The sequence below is a fragment of the Acinetobacter sp. YH12211 genome, from assembly GCF_013418015.1.
Taxonomy (GTDB): Bacteria; Pseudomonadota; Gammaproteobacteria; order Pseudomonadales; family Moraxellaceae; genus Acinetobacter; species Acinetobacter towneri.
This window is the reverse complement of sequence record NZ_VPCW01000001.1, coordinates 164,134-183,968: the sequence shown is the minus strand read 5'-3', so window position 1 is coordinate 183,968 and position 19,835 is coordinate 164,134. Positions and strand designations below refer to the sequence as shown.

Below are 19,835 nucleotides of genomic sequence, written 5' to 3'. Positions count from 1 at the left end.
AGCGCAATGCCATCATCTATTCCACAGCAACCATCCATGATTGAACTCAATACTGACGCGCAACCCGATGATCTTTTTTGGATGCGTCGTGCCATTGAACTGGCACGTTTGGGGCAATACAGCACTAAGCCAAATCCGAACGTGGGCTGCGTTATTGTTAAAGATGCCCAATTATTGGGCGAAGGTTTCCATCTTCGTGCAGGACAGCCACATGCCGAAGTCTTTGCTTTGCGTCAGGCCGCTGAACAAGCGCAGGGTGCAACTGCTTATGTGACTTTGGAACCTTGTGCACACTATGGGCGCACACCACCATGTGCCAAAGCCTTGGTCGATGCAGGCGTGGCTAAAGTGGTTGTGGCTTGTCCAGACCCGAATCCATTGGTGGCAGGTAAAGGCGTTCAGATTTTACAGGATGCAGGTATTCAGGTTAGCGTGGGCGTGGCAGAAGCTGAAGCAGCGCAGTTAAATGCAGGCTTTTTAAAAGCCATGGCTACAGGCATGCCTTATGTGCGTTTAAAAATTGCTTCTAGTTTGGATGGTCGTACGGCAATGGCTTCGGGTGAATCCAAATGGATCACAGGCACGGCTGCACGTGCCGATGTGCAGCATTGGCGGGCAATTTCTGCTGCAGTATTAACGGGGATCGACACGTTACTGGCCGATGACTGTCTGCTTAATGTACGCCACTTAGAGGGTGTAGATGACATCCACAGCGTAGTACAACCCAAACGGATTATTTTAGATCGCCAAGGTCGTTTGCCTTTGAGCGCACAAATTTTGCAGCAGCCTGAAACGGTGATGGTGATGGGACCGTATCGTGCAGAGTTGGCTGCTTTGGGCGTGTTACAATTGGAACCGCAACCTTTAGCCACCTTACTTGCCCAATTGGTACAGCAACATCAAATTTATGATGTGTTGGTTGAAGCGGGTGCAACCTTATCGACCGCTTTCTTACAGGAAGGTTGGGTTGATGAAGTGATCAGCTATGTGGCACCTACATTGTTAGGGCGCTCGGCTCGTGCCATGTTTAATGCAGAATTTGAACAGATGGCAGAGCAACTTCGATTTAAACTTTGCGATGTCACTCAATTGGGTGATGACGTGCGCCTTAGGTTAATTCCTTCTCAAGAGACACTATGAGTTCAGAGTCAACGGTTTATCACAAACGTCGTCATGCGGCACGCACCACTGATGAATACTTATTCCATCAGTTAGTGCCTTATTTGGGCAATAAACGCCGTTTACTGCATCTGATTTTAGAAGCACTTGAACAGACAGGAACGCTACATCCTAAAAATGGTCGTGCACCAATTTTTGCCGATTTTTTTGCAGGTTCAGGAGTGGTATCACGTTTGGCGCGTCAAAATGGTTATCGGGTGATTGCCAATGACTGGGAACCGTACAGCCATGCCTTAAACCATGCGATTTTGGCCTGCACTGAAGCACCTGCGTTTAAAGAATTAGGCGGCTATCAAAAAGCCATTGATTATTTGAACCGTTTGCCTGAAGTCAAAGGCTGGGTGACGCATAATTTGTGTCCGCGCAATGACGAAATTTATGACCCAAGTCGTGACCGTTTATTCTTTAAACGTCGTAACGGTATGCGCATAGATGCGATTCGTCAGCAAATTGCTACGTGGCAAGCGCAGGGTGCCATTGATGATGTTGAGATGTCGGCATTGTTGGCGCCGTTGTTGTACTCTGCCAGTTTTGTCAGTAATACCAGTGGGGTGTTTAAAAGCTTCCACCACGGCTGGGGTGGCAAAACTCAAACTGCACTCGAACGAATAGAATCATTATTGTGGCTCACGCCAAGTCGTTTTTGTGACATTGGTGAACCAAATAAACCTGCTGCAGAAATGTGGTGTGTCGATGCACAGCATCTTGCCAATCAAATGAGTGGTTTTGAGGTGGATGTGGCTTATTTAGACCCACCGTATAATCAACATGCTTATAGCAGTAACTATCATGTCTTAAATGCCTTAACCTTGTGGGATCAGGTCGATTTACCAACCCCAGACACCAAAGGCTTTAAAAGTGGTATTGACCGTGCATGGCGCAAAGAACGTCCAAGTCCATACAACTCATCTAAGTACGCCAAAGAGGCGTATGAAACCTTATTGGACACCATTAATGCACGTTTTATTCTGACCAGTTATTCTACCGATGGTAATATTAGTGCCACAGACTTGTTGCAAGCCAATTTAAAACGCGGTCGAGTGACGTTATTGACGCAAGATGTTCCGCGTTATCGCGTGAGTAAACAGCGTCAGTCCGAGCGTGCGCGCGTGCTGGAATTTATTGTGATTACCGATACGCATGCCAAGTCAGGCCCACCTATTCGCCAGTTGTTAGGGCAACTTTACCATTTTGCAGAATTGGGTGGTGTAGATACCTCAGGTGTGAGTACCCAATTGGCGTTGTGGTAAATCCACAAATCCTCAGTGAATGAGAGAAAAGATTATGTTTACAGGCATTATTGAAAGTTTAGGTAAAGTAGAAAGCCTGCAAAGTGTGGGCGGTGATGTACGTTTGCGTATTCAGACCGATTTGGATATGTCGGATGTGCATTTGGGGGATTCAATTGCCACCAATGGTATTTGTCTAACCGTGATTGAGTGGGGCGATAACTGGTATGCGGCAGATGTGTCGCGTGAAAGTCTGAACCGTACCACTTTAGGTACATGGAAAGTCGGTCAACCTGTCAACGTTGAAAAGGCCATGCTGCCAACCACACGTTTTGGCGGGCATATCGTGAGTGGGCACGTAGATGCTGTGGGTGAAATTACCGTGGTACGTGAAGATGCGCGTTCGATTTATTATGAAGTGACTGCACCTGCAGAAATTGCCAAATATTTGGCAGAAAAAGGCTCAGTGACGGTAGATGGCATTAGCCTGACTATTAACCATTTACGTGGCAGCATCATCAGCCTAAATTTAATTCCGCATACGGCAGAACGCACCAATATTGGTACGTGGAAAGTCGGCAGCAAAGTCAATTTAGAAGTGGATGTATTGGCACGCTATATTGAGCGTTTGCTGTTGGGTGATAAAGCTGCAGAAACCACACAGCAATCCAAAATCAGCATGGAATTTTTGGCTGAAAATGGCTTTTTAAAATAAGCACAGAGCCGAATGAAATTTAAACAGTCTGATTGAAAAATTAGACTGTTTTTTTGTTTTTAGGGATAATTAAAAAGATAAAGATGTTTTTTTCATCATAAACACCCCTTTGGTTTAATGTAGATGATTGATTTTTTAATGAATTTGGAACACTGGCTGCCATTATTACTCGATAATTATGGTCTGTGGATCTATGCCATTTTGTTTCTGATTATTTTTGCAGAAACAGGTTCTGTGTTCATGTTCTTTTTACCAGGCGATAGTTTGCTGATCGCAATTGGTGCCTTGTGTTCCACCACCGATGTGGTGCATTTGCACTATATGGGGATTTTACTTTTTGTCGCTGCGGTCTTGGGATATAGCGTCAACTATTACACTGGACGAATTCTAGGGGTGAAGTATTTTCATCAACATTCACGTTATTTCAAACCTGAATATATTGTCAAAACCAACCATTATTTTATGAAACATGGTGGCAAAACTATTTTAATGGCGCGTTTTATACCGTTTGTTCGTTCATTTGCACCATTTGCTGCAGGGTCAGGGCACATGCCTTTGGCGACCTTTAGTTTTTATAATGTGGTGGGTGCTGCCGTATGGATTTTTTCTTTAATGGCAATAGGTTATGGCTTGGGTAATATTTTGTCTTGGTTGGGTGATTGGATTTAAATTCCTCATTTTTCTATTTTCTTCTTCTAAATCCACCGCGATAACTAAAAAAGTGGATTGATGGCCACAAAAAAAGCCCACCGTGTGGACTTTTGATATTGTTCAGTTTTAGTGTTTGGTGACAATTAATTCTGTGCCACCCAAGCGCGGGCTAAAAGTATCGTTACTTTGAATTGAAAACTCACCCTTTTCCGCTTCTTTAGACAAGTACATGCTTAATGATTGGAAATCTGCACGACTGATCCATAAATCCTGAGCACGAATACTCCACTGTTCGCCCGCATTAAGATGGTCGATTTTGCCTGAAATTTTCGTCAAGATATCCATTTGAAACCCATGATTACAAAAGTCATTTAAAGGAGATAAAAGTTGAGAATTCAACTTTTTCTGGATGATTATCATGTGACAAAATTATTTCATTTTGATGACATTGGGTTTAAGACTTTGGGCTAATTGGGGATAAAAAGTAAAATTATTCTTTAGAAAAATTTGAATTTTTTAAGATATAGTCAATTTCTTCTTGGGCTGCAGCATGTAGTCGCGCACGAAAGATCGTTACCGCCTGCTCAATTTGAGTTTCGGCTTCTAGCTCTAAACGCAAACGTACACTTTCAAGTTCAGAAACAATTTGATCATCACTTACCGCAGTTGCGGCTTGATTAAAAGTCACTGCAGGTAATTCAGGATTTTGCTCATAACGTGCAGTATAGTTTGAAATTTCCTGATCCAGACTTTGACGCATCAACTCAAGTGCTTGAGTTTGTTCTGCAAAGCGTTGCGCTTCATCTTGCTGTAGCTGTGCAGCATAAGCGGCTTGTTCTGCACGTTGCTGTTCTAATTTGAGTTCGAGTGCCAATTGGCGACGTTGCCGTGCTTCTTCAATCAAACGTGCTTTCAGGTCAGCATAGGCTTGTTCAATTTTTTCCTGTGATTGTTGCTGAGCGCGCTGATCTTCTGCAATCCAGTTGTGTAATTGCGTTTCAGGTTGCAAGACCTCACAAATTCGATGCAGATCATCCATAAATGTCTGGCGCACAGCCTGAGGCGCGGTTAACCAGCGCTGTTTAAAATCTGAGCCGACATTTAAAGTCACCGCATCTCTCCTTATTTTGAGCAGTATTTTTAAAAAAACGTTTTAAAATTAAAGCTTAAACGTCTGTGGTTCTATGCCCAAACGTCGATATTGTTTAAATTTTTCACGTCCAAGCACTTTAGCTGCTTCGTGATTTTCAATAATCTCAATAATGTGACTAAATTTTGCATAGGCTTCAAGTGCCTGACTGTTAAAATTAAACACAATCCAGTCCGATTGCTGCGGTAATTCGGCAGAAATACATACGCTGGCCTGTGTTTGGTTAATGCCATGCGGAATAAAACTGCTGGCATCAAAACTCCACAGACGCTCATCCAATGTTTGCTGTAACTCTGGGTCAGGGCAATGCAACCAAATGCGCGCCTGCTGCCGCAGTATTTTGCGGCATAAACGGCAAGTGCTTTCCACTTGCCGTTCAGGACTTTTTTCAAACAAATAAAAGCTGACTTTAGCCATTATTGCCTGCACGTTGTGCGAGGAACTGCATCAATAACGGTACAGGACGACCTGTTGCGCCTTTATTGCTGCCTGAGTTCCATGCTGTACCTGCAATATCTAGGTGCGCCCAACGGTAGTCACGGGTAAAGCGCTGTAAGAAACAAGCTGCAGTCACTGAACCTGCTTTAGGACCACCAATATTGCCAATATCGGCAAATGGTGAATCCAGTTGTTCTTGGTAATCGTCAATCACGGGCATACGCCATACACGGTCAAATGCGGTGAGTCCCGCAGCATCTAATTCCGCCGCAAGCTCATCATCTGGGGTAAACATGCCTGTCAGTACCGAACCGAGTGCAACCACGCAAGCGCCTGTTAAAGTCGCAATATCAATCACCAAAGCAGGGTTGAAGCGTTTCACATAGGTTAGGGTATCGCACAGCACCAAACGACCTTCGGCATCGGTATTTAAAATTTCGATGGTTTGGCCGCTCATACTGGTCACAATATCACCCGGGCGAGTGGCTTTGCCTGACGGCATATTTTCTGCAGCGGCAATCGTGCCGACCACATGGATAGGTAAACGTGCTTCACACAGCGCGCGCATGGTGCCTAAAACTGAAGCAGAACCACACATATCAAATTTCATTTCATCCATCCCTAAGCCGGGTTTGAGTGAAATGCCGCCTGTATCAAAGGTGATGCCTTTACCAACCAATACCACAGGTGCTTCATCACGCTGTGCTTGGTATTCGAGGCTAATGATGCGTCCTGGACGGTCTGAACCCTGACTGACTGCAAGGAAAGCACCCATGCCCAATTCCGCTATTTCTGCTTCATCTAAAATGGTGACTTTGAGTAGGTCTGGATATTCTGCCGCAAGTGCTTGGGCTTGTTCTGCCAAATATTCAGGGAAACAAATGTTGCCCGGACGGTTGCCCAAGTCGCGTGCCATGTTTTGCCCCGATTGCATGGCTTCAATCAATTGAAGTTGATCTGCGCTGAGTGGGCTGTTATTGGCAATGAAATGGATTTGTTCAAGCTGAAATTCATTCTTTTTGCTTTTGTATTCATCAAAAGCATAGGCTGCTTGGGTCAGGCTGAGTGCAAATACATAATGCAGCTCGCTAGGCAGGGCAGACAAGTCAATGCTGATCTGTTTAAATTTTTTTTGTGAAGATTTGATAATGCTTTGTGCAATTTTTGCCAGCTTTGCGGCTGGTAATTCTTCGGTTTTACCCAAACCGATCAGGTTGCTATTGGCGCATTCAGCAACGCTAGCCACCAAACTTAAACTTTCATTAAAGCCTGCTTTAAATTGTGTCGCTTGAATAATGCTGTCTAAATCCTTGATTTGATAAGCAGCAGTTGCCTGTGGCACCTGTTCTGCAGCCACTAAAATTGACAAAGATTCACTCGCGCTGTGTTCTTGGAATGCGGGACTTAAGCTAAATTTAATCACTGGATTTTATGCCTATCTAAATGTGCAAACTATGCAACCATTGAAACATTTTTATGCGTCGAGTTTCAATGTATAACAAGGCGATAGGTTTTATATTTTCAACATTCAGGTAAACTAACGCGAATTGGATTCCCTCACATTTTGGAAGAAATAATTTGATTATTCGGCGTTATTTGGTCAAGCAAGTTGTGTCGACATCCTTGGTTGTGATTGCCTTACTGACTTTGATCATGATGGGTGGTCGCTTGATCAAGTATTTTGGCGTGGCGGCACAAGGGCGTCTGGATGCGAGTATTTTATTCAGCATCATTGGCTATCGCTTGCCTGAATTTTTGACGCTGATCTTACCTTTGGGTTTCTTTATTGGCTTGATGTTGGTATTTGGTCGTTTATATGTCGACCATGAAATGGCAGTGCTCAACAGCAGTGGCGTGAGTCGGCATCAATTGGCACGTTTATTGGTGCCAATGACGCTGGTATTTCTAATTGTCCAAGGCTTTTTAATGCTGTGGGCATCACCGTGGGGACTGCGTCAGTTTGAAGCATTGACCACCAGTCAGGCAGTACGCACAGGTTTTGATTTGGTGCGACCCAAAGAATTTATTTCTTCAGGGCCATATACCATTTACGCAGGCGATCTGTCCGAAGATCGTAAAAACCTGAAAGATATTTTCTTTTATCAACGTGCAGAAAAAACAGGTCGTCCTGATGTCATGATTCTGGCAAAAGAAGCGACACGGGTAGAGCTGGAAAATGATCCTGCCAATGTGGTGGATTTGGTCGAAGGGCGTCGTTATGAAATATTTCCGGGCACAGCCAAATATTCACAGGCAGAATTCCAAAGTTATCGTTTACGTTTAGAGAATGACAAAGAAGCTAAATTTGAAAGTGCCGAAGTAGAAGCCTTAACCACCTCGCAACTTTGGAAAAACCGTGCAGACCCTGTGGTCGCAAGTGAACTGGGATGGCGTATTTTTGTGCCTTTTGCGATTGTGGTGGCGTTGTTTTTAGCCGTGGCATTGTCAGAAGTTAGTCCGCGTCAGGGGCGTTATTTAAAACTGTTTCCTGCCTTGTTAATTTTCGCCAGTTTGATTGTGGCGCTCATGGCGGTTAAAACCCGTATCAGCAAACAAGAAATGGGCATGATTGCTTATCCGTTGGTGTTGTTGGCTTATGCGATTGCGGCAGCCTTGTTCTCACGTAAACAAAAACTAGCACCTAAAATTAAGCAGCAAATTCAGCGAGTGAGGTCTTAAGATGTTGGCACGTCGTATAGTTGCAAAACACGTCACCAAGACCACTGCACTGGCTATGTTTGGTGCAACGGCAATTTTGTCTGGTTTGCAGGTGTTGTTTACCTATTTAGGCGAATTGGGTTCACTCAATGAAAACTATAGTGCATGGCAGGCATTGCTGTATGTATTGTGGGGTGCGCCAAATTATCTCTATGAAATTTTGCCGATTTCTGCCTTGATTGGCGCAGTGTTAGGCTTGGGTACGTTGGCATCCAACAGCGAATTGATTGTGATGCGTTCTGCAGGGATTAGCCTGTGGCGTATTGTGGGATGGGTGATTCGTTCCGCCATGGTATTGGTACTGCTGTCTTTTGTGCTCAGTGAATGGGTGATTCCATACACCAATGAACAAGCCAAAAGTGTTAAAAGTCACCGTAGCGTCGCTGAGCTGGGTGAAGTTCGTGGCTATTGGTCGCGCGAAGGCAATCGTTTTATTTATATTGACTACGCCAATGCCCAAGGGCAGCTCAAAAATGTACAAGTGGTCGATTTTGATGATAATTATCGCTTGCGTGGTACATTGTCTGCAGATCAGGGACAGTTTGTTAAAGACGGTAGTTGGTTGCTCAATCAAACTGAACAGATGGATATTTTGCAGGCGGGCAACGCGACTTTAGCTAAAAACAGCGAACAGGCTTTGGCTTTAGCATTGCAACCGAAATATGTGCACATGGTCACCATCGACCCTGAAGATTTATCCCCAAGTCAATTGGTCAGTTTCATGAGTTATATGCATGAATACAGCCAAGTGCCAAAAACCTACCAATTGGCGTTTTGGCAAAAACTTGGTGCGCCCTTTGCGCTGATTGCTTTGGTGGTGATTGCTTGCTCCTTTATTTTTGGGCCGTTACGTCAGCAATCTATGGGTTTCCGTTTGGTGATTGCTTTATTTGTCGGCTTAACCTTCTTTTATTTGCAAGATTTCTTGGGCTATGCCAGCTTGGTCTATGCACCATCGCCTGCGTGGTTCGTATTTATCCCTATTATTTTAATGTTTGTCATCGGCGGTTACTTACTGCATCGTGCGCGTTAAGTGCGGACCGATGCTGCTGCTTTTTCCGTATGATTGGGTAAACCTATCTGAATCAGTGGCGGAAACCATCTTCTGAACATAGAGTCTTGACGCAAAATTCGTTAAGATAGCATGATTAATTTGTAGACGAAAAAGAGTATTGATTATGGCGGATGCAACTGCTGGCAAAATCCCTCACGTATTGGTGATTATGGATGGTGTGGGTCATCGCGAAGCGGTCGAAGACAACGCGTTTTTAGCAGCGAAACGACCAAATTTGACTGCTATGCAGGAAAAGCATCCGCATGGTTTGATCTCTGGTTCAGGTGAAGATGTGGGCTTGCCAGATGGTCAAATGGGTAACTCTGAAGTTGGTCACATGAACTTGGGTGCAGGACGTGTGTTGTACCAAGACTTTACCCGTATTACCAAAGACATTCGTACAGGCGCTTTCTTTGAACATGAAGTGTTGGTCGATGCGGTAGAAAAAGCCAAAGCAGCCAACGGTGCAGTGCATCTGCTTGGTTTATTGTCTGAAGGCGGTGTGCATTCGCATGAAGATCATATCGTGGCGATGGCAGAATTGGCATTAAAACGTGGTGCAAAAGTTTATCTACATGCCTTTTTAGATGGCCGTGATACGCCACCAAAAAGCGCGCAGCCTTCTTTGGAAAAACTGGACGCATTATTTGCACAATATCCAAATCAAGGTCGTATTGCCAGCCTGATTGGTCGCTACTATGCGATGGATCGTGACAACCGTTGGGATCGTGTAGAACAAGCCTATCGTCTACTTACCGAAGGTGAGGCAGTACGCACTGCGGCAACTGCGGTTGAAGGCTTGGCAGCGGCTTATGCGGCAGATGAAAGCGACGAGTTTGTTAAAGCCACCCGTATTGATGAAATTGCCAAAATTCAAGATGGCGACAGCGTGGTGTTTATGAACTTCCGTGCTGACCGTGCACGTGAATTGACTAAAGCCTTTGTGGAACAGGATTTTGCTGGTTTTGAACGTAAAGTTGTGCCGCAATTGTCTAAATTTGTGATGCTGACCCGTTATCAAGCCAGCATTGCTGCGCCAGTGGCGTACATGCCAGAAGATTTGAAAAACTCGATTGGTGAATATTTATCAGACTTGGGCAAAACACAATTGCGTATTGCTGAAACTGAAAAATACGCACACGTGACGTTCTTCTTTAGTGGTGGTCGTGAAGATGAATATCCGGGTGAAAAACGTATCCTGATTCCATCGCCAAACGTAGCAACCTACGACTTAAAACCTGAAATGAGCGCTTATGAAGTGACTGATGAACTGGTTGCAGCCATTAATTCAGGTGAATATGATTTGTTGGTGGTGAACTATGCCAATGGCGATATGGTCGGTCATACTGGTGTGTTTGATGCAGCTGTCAAAGCAGTGGAAGCAGTAGATACCTGTTTGGGTCGCGTTTATGAAGCGGTGATGGCGAAACAAGGTCACATGATTATTACAGCTGATCATGGTAACGTCGAGCAAATGCAAGACTATGACAGTGGTCAGGTACATACTCAGCACACCACTGAATTGGTGCCATTCATTTATGTAGGCCCAACTCAGGCCACCATTTTGGAAGGTGGTGTGTTGGCAGATGTTGCACCAACTTTATTGAATTTGATGCAATTGCCAGTGCCAGCAGATATGCAAGGTCGCAACTTAATTCGCCTACAGGCATAACCCTCGAGACAGGTAGATGATGGAATGACGGCTCACAAAATTTATGCGGTTGTGTTGGCAAGCGTGTTGTGTGCCAGTCATTCGAGTGTTTGGGCTGCGCCAGATTTGGAGTTAGATGGCCCTACACTACAACAGGACTATGTCGATGTGCCTGTAGAGTCGATACAGGAATTTGTGCAAATCTATGGCATTGTCAAAGACAACTATGTGACTGAAAAAAGTGATGATGCCTTGTTTCAGCAAGCCATTCGTGGCTTGGTGAGCGGTTTAGATCGTTATTCACGCTATTTAACTGCTGAAGAATATAAACAACTTTTACAATATACCGAAGGCGACTTGGCCTCGGTTGATTTTACTTTGCGCTATGACGCTGCCCAGCAACATTGGGTCATTCAAAATTTAAGTGCCAATGCCGACTCGGCTAAACAAGGGCTGAAGAATGGCGACAGCCTATTTAAAATTGATAACCAAGAACTGAAAAAGCTGAGTGCAGATCAGGTCAATAACCTGCTCACAGGCTCAGTGGGATCGACTGTAAGCGTACAACGTGCAGCCAATCAGCCTGAAATTATGTTGGTACGCAACAAAAAAGTAGAAACCGATATTCAGGCGCAGATGCTTTCTAATCAGGTCTTGTTGTTAAAATTACGTGTGTTTCAGCAAGACACCGCCAATGAAATTAAACGCTTAATTGAAGAACATAGCACGCCACGCTTAAAAGCCGTATTGATTGATCTGCGTAATAACCCAGGAGGCTTACTGTCTGCTGCGGTGGAATCTGCCGATTTATTTTTAAATCAGGGTGTGATTGTATCGACCAAAAGTCGTTCTGAAGGCGATCAACAATTTCAGGCGTTACCTAGCTTTGAATTTCAAAATTTAAAAGTCGGAGTACTGATTAATCATCGCTCTGCATCTGCGGCAGAAGTCTTTACTGGTGCTTTAAAAGACCATTCACGCGCTTGGGTGATGGGCGAAAAAAGTTATGGCAAGGGGGTGGTGCAAAAGCTGTTCCCACTTAGCGATGGTGCTGCCTTACAAATGACGGTTTCGCATTATTACACCCCACGCGAGCAAATGATTGAAGGGGTTGGGATTCAGCCGAATCAGCAATATATTCAAAGTCCTGAAATGAAAGAAGAGGCTTATCTTGAGCATGTGGCAGATTTACTGCTGAGCCGCCGTTAAGTCTCATCTGAGTAACACGTATTTTTAGACAGTCTTCATTGTTTAGCGTTTACTCATCTTCAGTATCTAATCCAAACTTTTTCAGACGATAGCGCAAAGAACGGAAAGACATGCCCAATTTTTTTGCTGCCAACGTACGGTTCCAGTGGGTCAGGTGCAGCGCATTCAGTAAAATGTCTTTTTCTACTTTTTCCAAGTAGGCTTCTAAACCTTCTTCAGGCAGTTTGCGTCCTGTCAGCAATACATCTGTCACGATCTGCTGTGGTGTTTCTGCTGTAGGTTGTGATTCAGTGGTTGCTGTATTGCTCATACTGAATTGGCGCAAGGGTGCGGTTTGTAAGTGTTTGAGATCAATAACATCATCATCACTCAGGGTAATGGCACGTTCAATAATATTGCGTAACTCACGCACATTACCCGGATAGTACTGTTCTAATAAAAATTGCTGGGCACGAGGTGTCAGTTGTTTGGCAGGAATGTCCCATTCTTGTGCAACTTTTTGAATGAAGTGGTCTGCCAATAACAGAATATCTTGTCCACGTTCACGCAAGGCAGGCAAGACCAAATCCATCACGTGAATACGGAAGAATAAATCCTGACGGAAACGTCCTTGCTGAACCAAACTTTCTAAGTCCTGATGACTGGCGCTGATCACTCGAAAATCGACATCAATTTCACTATCTGAACCCACAGGACGGATGCGCTTTTCCTGAACGGCACGCAGCAGTTTGACTTGCATGCTCAGTGGCAGTTCGGCAATTTCATCTAAAAATAAGCTGCCACCATGTGCAGATTGAATCAGACCTTGTTTGTCTTGAGTCGCTCCTGTAAAGCTACCTTTTTTGTGTCCAAATAGCTCGCTTTCCATGAGTTCGGTGGGGATTGCACCACAGTTAATTGCAATAAATGGTCCTTCGTTGCGATTACTTAAACGGTGAACCAAATTGGCGACAACTTCTTTCCCCGTACCTGATTCGCCTGTAATAAATACAGGCGCTTGCGAGCGCGCAATTTTTTTGATGGTGCTGCGCAATTGCTGAATAGGCAAAGATTGCCCAATCAACATTTTATATTCAAGCTGATCTTGGCTGTGATGATCGGTGGTGTCGAAAGGTTTATTCAGTGCTTTTTCAAGGAGTTGCTGTAAATGTATTTGATTGACAGGCTTGCTGACAAAGTCAAATGCACCTGCTTTTAAAGCAGCAATCGCAATATCCATATTGCCGTAAGCGGTCAATACGGCAACAGGCACATTCGGATATTGTTCGGAAATCCATTCAACCAGTTGCAAGCCATTGCCATCGGGCAGGTTTAAGTCGGTTAAGCAAGCATCGTACTGATGTTCTGCTAATAACTGCTTGGCTTGCACTAAACGATACGCGACATGGGTTTGAATCCCCATACGTGCCAAAGTCATCTGCATGAGGGTACAAAGGTCTTCTTCGTCATCGACCAATAAAACCAAAGGTTGAACAGCGTGCATATTTTCCCCAAAACCACACAAAATTAAATCAAAACCACAGCAACAAGATTGATCCAATATCAATCGCGTTTATTCAATGGCACGTAGACATTTCATCCTGAAACATGCGCCTTGTTCTTGTTCTACATAGCTCAGCTTGGCTTGATTCGCCTCGCAAAAACTATGCGATAGATACAATCCTAAACCAGTTCCATTGATTTCGGTACTGAAAAATGGCTGGAACAGATAGAGGAGATCTTGACTGGCGACACCTGCACCAAAATCCCGCACATCAATATAAATATAAGTTGTTTGCGGGTAGACCGTAATCTCAATGGGCTGCTGTGCAGCATTGTGTCGAATGGCGTTACGAATCAGGTTAATCAGCACTTGGCGAAACTGTGATTCATCAAACTGGATGCTCAGTGGTTCGGTCAGTGTAAGCTGAATTTGACTCGCTGCATCAGGTAAATCTTCCTGAATGAATTGTGGCAAAAATTGATTGAGCTGAATCGCGACAGGCGTGGTTTGTTTATTTTTGACCATACTCAGCGTGTCGTGAATAATCTTATCAATCCGTGTCGCTTGTTTGCTGATCATGTCCGACAGCAATTGTTGCTGTGCAGCATCACTGCCTGTAAATAAATTGTTGGCTTGTACAATGGCTGCCAACGGGTTGCGAATTTCGTGCGCAATACTGGCAGAGAGTTGTCCTAAGGCGGCTAATTTGAGTTGCTGGACTTGCTGATTGATTTTACGTCCATCCTGCAGCGCCAATAAAGTCAGCGTTTGATGTGGCACTTTGAGTTTTTGTACCTGAATATGCACATGAAAATGACTTAGTTGCGACTCGAATTGAAATTTTTCTCCATCTTGCAATTGATCAAATTTGAACAGATCAAATAAATCGGGCTGAATTTTATACAATGGATAGGTCGCGTGCGCATATTTAGGATGAATCCCCAACAGATGACAGGCTGCAGGGTTGCTGAGGACGACATAGCAATTTTCATCTAAAACCAAATAGCCCATTTCGGTTTGTTCTAAAATATAACGGTTGATATTTTGTAGGCGGTTTAATTCCAAAGATTGCGAAAAATTTAGATTTTCTAAAATTTGGAAACGCCGTACTGCAATACGTCCACTGCCATAAACCACCCAAAATAAAAATGCCAATAGCGCACTTTGACCAATATTATTTAGCGATGAAAAGTCCAGCAAACTCCCAACAAAGTGTTGGTAAATCACCATAATCATCGCGATGAGGGTAATGGCTAAGGCTTTACGCTTTTGCAGCAAGAGTGATGCTGCAAAAATCGTGATCGCAAACAGCAGACTTAAATATAAATTAGGGCCATCGCTGGCAAAAGTCAGGCTACTGAGCGCGATAATATCGACTGCAAAAAACAGGGTCAGTTGTTGCGTGCTTTTAAAAGGAATATATTTATAGCTGATCAGTTGCAGGCAGCTAAAAATAAAATAGCAGACCAAGGTGTATAGATATAAACCCGGGTGCTGATATTGTGTGCCAAGCTGCTGAAAGGTGAGTAGGGTAATCAGCAGCAAACAAAAGGCAATCAGCAGTCGGTAAGTACCATACCACATGCCAAGATGATACTGATTTAACTCAGAATGTTGTTTTAAATCTGGCATATCGTAAAGGTCTTATTTGTGCATCAACAGCGTTGAAAATTTAGGGTTTAATCAGTCCATAACGAATGGCAAGGTGAGTCAGTTTGACATCACTATCAATATTTAATTTTTCAAAAATACGGTAACGATAGGTATTTACGGTTTTTACACTGACAAACAACTTATCGGCAATTTCCTGTGCGCTAATACAATTCACCACCATCATCGCCACTTGCATTTCACGTTCTGAAAGACTATCAAAAGGCGATTGTTGTGTGTCAGATAAGTATGAACTTGCCAGTTGTTCGGCAATGTCGGCACTGAAGTATTTACCGCCCTGCATGACTTTTTTAATGGCACGTACCATTTCACTGACAGGTGCGCCTTTGGTGATATAGCCTTTTGCACCTGCTTTCAGCAATAAAGAAGGGTAGGGTTCTTCTGCCAAACCACTCACCGCCAAGACCTTAGTGTCTGGTGCAGTTTGCAATAGACGACGTGTGGTTTCTACGCCTCCAATCCCAGGCATGTTCACATCTAACAACACCACATTGGGATGATGCTGACGCACTAAGGTAATCGCTTCTTCACCCGATTCAGCTTGTCCAATCACCTGCACATCGGCATGGTCTTCGAGCATACGGCAAATCCCAGTACGTACCAATTCATGATCGTCGACTACTAAAACTGTGATCACCTACACTCTCCCTTTGAAAAAATCATCTTTTTTGTTACATAAAGCAAAATTAGCTTGCAATGAAACGACAAAATTAGCAATGCTATTCTTAATCTAGAATGAAAAGTTCTGCACAATATGGTGTCAAAAACGATTCATTGTTGTATTTTTAAATGTAAGGCATATTTGAGGTAATACGCAAATGTATCTTACCTCCTTGAGTTGAGTAAGCAGTCGTGAAAAATTCTAAGAAGTCGTTCATGCATGTGCTGGTCGCATCTATGATGTTCAGCCTAAGTTCTGTCAGTTTTGCTGAACTTGTCATCAATCCTTCCTCTGGGAGCGACGGTCAGGCGACCTTAAGTTGGTCTTCGGAGCAAGCCGATCAATTCTTAAATGGTGATCTGGAAAGTACCAGTGCGAGCGCTCAGGCTGCGCCAGAGAGCTATGTTGCTGAACCTACTCCGCCAGGTTCAACGAAAATTACCACTACAGTGCGTAGTAGCAATGGTGTTGCACCTGCTTCCACTGCGCCTAAAACAGTCCGTATTTTAGATACCTCTGCTTATAGTAACCAACCATCAGTTAATGCACGTGCGGCTTTGGTGATGGATGCGCAAACAGGTGAAGTGCTGTATAGCAAAAATACCAATGTGGCATTACCTATTGCATCTGTGACCAAGGTGATGACTGCCGTGGTGACTTCTGATGCACGTTTGAATATGTCTGAACAAATCACTTTGCAATCGATTGATTTTGCAGGTGCAGCAGGTAAAAACTCAAGCTCAACTTTGCGTGTGGGCGACAAGTTAAACCGTGCCGAAGCGTTACTGTTTGCATTAATGAAATCTGAAAATCCTGCAGCAGCAGCGTTGGCACGTACTTATCCAGGTGGGAAAAATGCCTTTGTAGCCGCAATGAATGCTAAAGCGCGTGAATTGGGCATGCATTCTACCCGTTTTACCGAAGCAACAGGCTTAGACCCACGTAATGTATCTTCTGCGCGTGATTTGGGTATTTTGGTCAGCACCGCTTCGCAATATGGTTTGATTCGCCAATTCTCAACCACGCCAACCTATGACTTTAACTTGGGTTATCGTGTTTTAAAATCTAACAATACCAATGCACTGGTACGTAATGGTGGTTGGAATATTAATCTGTCTAAAACAGGCTATATCAATGAAGCAGGGCGTTGTGTGGTGATGCATACCACTTTGAATAACCGTCCTGCAGTGGTGGTGCTTTTGGGTGCAGATACTTCACAAGCACGTACCAATGATGCAACTCGCTTAATGAGTTGGGCAAGCCAGTTACCTAAACGTATTTAAGAGCACATTCAGCTTGGAGCGTTGAGTTATCAATCGTATGACTCAACTTCCGTTAAAGTTGCATGATTCCAAATACAAAAAAACCTGCTAATGCAGGTTTTTTTGATCACGATTCAAAACTTACATGTTTGAAAGGATAGAGTCTTTTACTTGTTGCATTGTAGCATCAATAGAGAGCATCACCGCATCTGCACATTGTTTCATTGCAGTGTCAGGATCTTTCAGACCGTTACCTGTTACGGTACATACAATCACAGAACCTTCTTTGATTTTACCTGCTTTGATGTCGCGCATTGCACCACCAATAGACGCAGCAGATGCAGGCTCAACAAATACGCCTTCATACATTGAAAGCATGCGTTGTGCTTCTAAGATTTCAGCATCAGTTAGCTCATCAAACCAACCTTCTGAATCGCGTACAACGGCTTTGGCATGGTTCCAGCTTTGTGGGTTACCAATACGAATTGCAGTTGCAACAGTTTCAGGGTTTTCTACAGGCGCACCACGTAAGAATGGCGCAGCGCCAGACGCTTGATAACCCACCATGATTGGGCGGCCTTCAGGGTTTGGACCTGTGAATTTGTCCGTTGCTGCGTCATAGACCACTTGCTCGAATTGATCGGCAGATTGGTTGGCAACCGCTTCGGTATAACCCATCCAGTGTGCAGTAATGTTGCCTGCGTTACCTACAGGTAAGCAGTGGTAATCTGGTGCACGACCTAACTCATCTACAATTTCATACGCAATGGTCTTTTGACCTTGTAGGCGGTAAGGGTTGATCGAGTTCACAATGGTCACAGGTGCTTGGTCAGCAACTTCTTTAACTAGACGCATACCATCGTCAAAGTTACCGCGGATTTGCATGGTGATGGCACCGTACATCATCGCTTGTGCCATTTTACCCATGGCAATTTTGCCTTCAGGAATTAAAACGAATGCTTTGATGCCTGCACGTGCAGCATAGGCAGCAGCAGCAGCAGAAGTATTACCTGTAGATGCACAGATAATGGCTTTTGAACCTTCTTCAACTGCTTTAGTAACTGCCATGGTCATACCACGGTCTTTAAATGAACCTGTCGGGTTTAAGCCTTCATACTTCACATAAATTTCAACATCTTTACCAATAATGCGTGGAATATTCTCAAGCTTAATCAGTGGCGTGTTTCCTTCGCCTAGAGAGATTGCACGTGTGGTTGCAGACACTGGTAAACGGTCACGATAACGGTCAACTAAACCAGTATAACGATTGGCATTCGACATGATGATGTTCCAATTGTGTGTAGAGCTTGGCAAGGGGAAATACTCCCCTTCACCCGATTAATTATCAAGCGATTCTAAACGAATTCGTACAATTTCGCCATGAATGGTTGGCAATGCTTGAATTTGTTGTAACGCTTCATCCATTTTCGATTCTAGGACTGGGTCAGTCAGAATCACGATAGGAATAAGGTCTTTTAAGCGTGATTGCTGCATGATGGCATCAATACTGATTCCCGCACGGCTTAAAATGGTGGTTACATCGGCAAGTACGCCAGTTTGGTCTTCGGCATTAATGCGAATGTAGTAACCCGTGGTCATTTCTTCACGGCTTAAAATTGGCAAGTCGGTTAAGGCTTCAAATGCCAATTGCGGAATTGTACCTGCGCCATCTTCGGTATAAGAAATGTCACGGACAATATCAACGACATCTGCAACTACTGCAGAGGCTGTTGGGCCTGCACCTGCACCTGCGCCATAATAGAGCGTTGGACCAACCGCATTGGCTTGTACCAAGACCGCGTTTTTCACGCCATTAACATTGGCAATCAATTCTTCTTCAGGAATTAAAGTTGGGTGAACACGCAATTCAATACCTTTATCGGTACGACGGGCAATCCCCAAGTGTTTGATGCGGAAACCGAGTTCTTCGGCATATTTCACATCTTGTGCGGTCACTTTGCCAATACCTTCGGTAAAGACTTTGTCAAACTGTAGTGGAATACCAAATGCACATGAAGCCAAAATAGTCAGTTTGTGTGCAGCATCAATACCTTCGACGTCAAAAGTCGGATCGGCTTCGGCATAGCCTAACTCTTGCGCTTCTTTCAGTACATCTTCAAATGCACGACCTTTTTCACGCATTTCACTTAAAATGAAGTTGCCTGTACCGTTGATGATGCCTGCCAACCATTCAATTTTGTTGGCAGCCAAACCTTCACGGATGACTTTAATAATTGGAATACCACCTGCAACCGCAGCTTCATAGGCAATTTGTACGGCATTGTCTTCAGCTGCTTTAAATAGCTCATTGCCGTGTTCTGCAAGTAGGGCTTTGTTGGCTGTCACTACTTGTTTGCCGTGCTTCATGGCTTCCATGATCACGTCATAAGCAGGGTGAATACCGCCCATCACTTCAACCACCACGTCTACATCGGGTTGACGGACAATGTCCATCAAGTCGGAGCTTTGCTTGACCGATTCAGGCAAGTTTAGGTCAGGACGCGGACGACGTGTTCCCACATAAGTGATTTCAATTTCACGACCAGTGCGACGTCTAATCTCAGCAGCATTTTCTTTTAATAGTTTAAGGGCACCACCACCCACAGTACCAAGACCGAGGATTGCCAGACGAACTGGTTTCACGTCACACTCCATATTTTAATAACTTTAAGCAAGCCTAGATCATAGCTAAAAAAACGCGCTGACTCTAGGGCAGATCTCACTTATCTTCACAGTATAAAAAAAAGTAAAATAACGCATAAAA

The 19,835-nt window shown here is 44.1% G+C and carries 18 protein-coding genes; 9 read left to right on the top strand and 9 right to left on the bottom strand.

What is annotated here, in order from left to right:
- Positions 1-36: 36 nt before the first annotated feature.
- From ribD to FTU98_RS00850, 4 genes are all read left to right on the top strand, one after another.
- Positions 37-1,140: a bifunctional diaminohydroxyphosphoribosylaminopyrimidine deaminase/5-amino-6-(5-phosphoribosylamino)uracil reductase RibD gene (gene ribD / locus FTU98_RS00865; RefSeq protein ID WP_180050140.1), complete on the top strand. Its 1,104-nt coding sequence runs from the start codon at positions 37-39 to the stop codon at positions 1,138-1,140.
- Positions 1,137-2,429 (top strand): DNA adenine methylase, encoded by a 1,293-nt coding sequence (locus tag FTU98_RS00860; RefSeq protein WP_004975669.1) that lies wholly within the window; start codon positions 1,137-1,139, stop codon positions 2,427-2,429. Before ribD ends, FTU98_RS00860 begins: the two co-directional genes overlap by 4 nt.
- 34 nt (positions 2,430-2,463) lie before the next feature.
- Positions 2,464-3,123, top strand: a complete 660-nt coding sequence (locus FTU98_RS00855; RefSeq protein WP_096902235.1) for a riboflavin synthase — start codon at positions 2,464-2,466, stop codon at positions 3,121-3,123.
- A 123-nt stretch (positions 3,124-3,246) separates the two neighbouring features.
- On the top strand, positions 3,247-3,792 hold the full coding sequence (locus tag FTU98_RS00850; protein ID WP_004975673.1) for a VTT domain-containing protein: 546 nt from the start codon (positions 3,247-3,249) through the stop codon (positions 3,790-3,792).
- A 108-nt stretch (positions 3,793-3,900) separates the two neighbouring features.
- Here FTU98_RS00850 and FTU98_RS00845 read toward each other — a convergent pair whose 3' ends face one another.
- The 4 genes from FTU98_RS00845 to FTU98_RS00830 form a co-directional block, all read right to left on the bottom strand.
- A complete protein-coding gene (locus FTU98_RS00845) occupies positions 3,901-4,119 on the bottom strand; it encodes a hypothetical protein (RefSeq protein ID WP_096901968.1) in 219 nt (72 codons plus the stop codon).
- 145 nt (positions 4,120-4,264) lie between these two features.
- Positions 4,265-4,885 (bottom strand): hypothetical protein, encoded by a 621-nt coding sequence (locus FTU98_RS00840; protein ID WP_004975677.1) that lies wholly within the window; start codon positions 4,883-4,885, stop codon positions 4,265-4,267.
- Between the two features lie 48 nt (positions 4,886-4,933).
- Positions 4,934-5,341 carry a DNA polymerase III subunit chi gene (locus FTU98_RS00835; RefSeq protein WP_104852911.1) on the bottom strand — a complete coding sequence of 136 codons (408 nt, stop codon included), beginning with the start codon at positions 5,339-5,341 and terminating at the stop codon, positions 4,934-4,936.
- Entirely contained in the window at positions 5,334-6,782 is a 1,449-nt protein-coding gene (locus FTU98_RS00830) for a leucyl aminopeptidase (protein ID WP_104853278.1), read from the bottom strand. Before FTU98_RS00830 ends, FTU98_RS00835 begins: the two co-directional genes overlap by 8 nt.
- 158 nt (positions 6,783-6,940) lie before the next feature.
- On the opposite strand from FTU98_RS00830, the gene lptF reads away from it, so the two are divergent.
- From lptF to FTU98_RS00810, 4 genes are all read left to right on the top strand, one after another.
- On the top strand, positions 6,941-8,041 hold the full coding sequence (gene lptF, locus FTU98_RS00825; RefSeq protein WP_096901961.1) for an LPS export ABC transporter permease LptF: 1,101 nt from the start codon (positions 6,941-6,943) through the stop codon (positions 8,039-8,041).
- 1 nt (position 8,042) lies between these two features.
- Positions 8,043-9,113: an LPS export ABC transporter permease LptG gene (gene lptG, locus FTU98_RS00820; RefSeq protein WP_004975683.1), complete on the top strand. Its 1,071-nt coding sequence runs from the start codon at positions 8,043-8,045 to the stop codon at positions 9,111-9,113.
- A 145-nt stretch (positions 9,114-9,258) separates the two neighbouring features.
- Positions 9,259-10,806, top strand: a complete 1,548-nt coding sequence (gene gpmI / locus FTU98_RS00815; RefSeq protein WP_180050093.1) for a 2,3-bisphosphoglycerate-independent phosphoglycerate mutase — start codon at positions 9,259-9,261, stop codon at positions 10,804-10,806.
- Positions 10,807-10,830: 24 nt separating this feature from the next.
- Positions 10,831-11,994, top strand: a complete 1,164-nt coding sequence (locus FTU98_RS00810; RefSeq protein ID WP_180050089.1) for a S41 family peptidase — start codon at positions 10,831-10,833, stop codon at positions 11,992-11,994.
- A 49-nt stretch (positions 11,995-12,043) separates the two neighbouring features.
- Here FTU98_RS00810 and FTU98_RS00805 read toward each other — a convergent pair whose 3' ends face one another.
- The 3 genes from FTU98_RS00805 to FTU98_RS00795 form a co-directional block, all read right to left on the bottom strand.
- On the bottom strand, positions 12,044-13,477 hold the full coding sequence (locus FTU98_RS00805) for a sigma-54 dependent transcriptional regulator (RefSeq protein WP_178318308.1): 1,434 nt from the start codon (positions 13,475-13,477) through the stop codon (positions 12,044-12,046).
- 69 nt (positions 13,478-13,546) lie between these two features.
- Positions 13,547-15,109: a PAS domain-containing sensor histidine kinase gene (locus tag FTU98_RS00800; protein WP_004975700.1), complete on the bottom strand. Its 1,563-nt coding sequence runs from the start codon at positions 15,107-15,109 to the stop codon at positions 13,547-13,549.
- A 40-nt stretch (positions 15,110-15,149) separates the two neighbouring features.
- Positions 15,150-15,785, bottom strand: a complete 636-nt coding sequence (locus tag FTU98_RS00795; protein ID WP_004975702.1) for a response regulator — start codon at positions 15,783-15,785, stop codon at positions 15,150-15,152.
- A gap of 215 nt (positions 15,786-16,000) precedes the next feature.
- Here FTU98_RS00795 and FTU98_RS00790 point away from each other — a divergent pair, with 215 nt between their 5' ends.
- Positions 16,001-17,092, top strand: a complete 1,092-nt coding sequence (locus FTU98_RS00790) for a serine hydrolase (protein WP_131260992.1) — start codon at positions 16,001-16,003, stop codon at positions 17,090-17,092.
- A gap of 120 nt (positions 17,093-17,212) precedes the next feature.
- On the opposite strand, the gene thrC is transcribed toward FTU98_RS00790, so the two are convergent.
- Positions 17,213-18,352 (bottom strand): threonine synthase, encoded by a 1,140-nt coding sequence (thrC, locus tag FTU98_RS00785; protein WP_004975706.1) that lies wholly within the window; start codon positions 18,350-18,352, stop codon positions 17,213-17,215.
- A 57-nt stretch (positions 18,353-18,409) separates the two neighbouring features.
- A complete protein-coding gene (locus FTU98_RS00780; protein WP_004975708.1) occupies positions 18,410-19,714 on the bottom strand; it encodes a homoserine dehydrogenase in 1,305 nt (434 codons plus the stop codon).
- Between the last annotated feature and the right edge of the window lie 121 nt (positions 19,715-19,835).

Bases quoted from the DNA above. Each gene is read 5' to 3' on its own strand.
- ribD (WP_180050140.1), top strand. From the start codon at position 37: ATGATTGAACTCAATACTGACGCGCAACCCGATGATCTTTTTTGGATG.
- FTU98_RS00860 (WP_004975669.1), top strand. From the start codon at position 1,137: ATGAGTTCAGAGTCAACGGTTTATCACAAACGTCGTCATGCGGCACGC.
- FTU98_RS00855 (WP_096902235.1), top strand. From the start codon at position 2,464: ATGTTTACAGGCATTATTGAAAGTTTAGGTAAAGTAGAAAGCCTGCAA.
- FTU98_RS00850 (WP_004975673.1), top strand. From the start codon at position 3,247: ATGATTGATTTTTTAATGAATTTGGAACACTGGCTGCCATTATTACTC.
- FTU98_RS00845 (WP_096901968.1), bottom strand. From the start codon at position 4,119: ATGGATATCTTGACGAAAATTTCAGGCAAAATCGACCATCTTAATGCG.
- FTU98_RS00835 (WP_104852911.1), bottom strand. From the start codon at position 5,341: ATGGCTAAAGTCAGCTTTTATTTGTTTGAAAAAAGTCCTGAACGGCAA.
- lptG (WP_004975683.1), top strand. From the start codon at position 8,043: ATGTTGGCACGTCGTATAGTTGCAAAACACGTCACCAAGACCACTGCA.
- gpmI (WP_180050093.1), top strand. From the start codon at position 9,259: ATGGCGGATGCAACTGCTGGCAAAATCCCTCACGTATTGGTGATTATG.
- FTU98_RS00810 (WP_180050089.1), top strand. From the start codon at position 10,831: ATGACGGCTCACAAAATTTATGCGGTTGTGTTGGCAAGCGTGTTGTGT.
- FTU98_RS00805 (WP_178318308.1), bottom strand. From the start codon at position 13,477: ATGCACGCTGTTCAACCTTTGGTTTTATTGGTCGATGACGAAGAAGAC.
- FTU98_RS00800 (WP_004975700.1), bottom strand. From the start codon at position 15,109: ATGCCAGATTTAAAACAACATTCTGAGTTAAATCAGTATCATCTTGGC.
- thrC (WP_004975706.1), bottom strand. From the start codon at position 18,352: ATGTCGAATGCCAATCGTTATACTGGTTTAGTTGACCGTTATCGTGAC.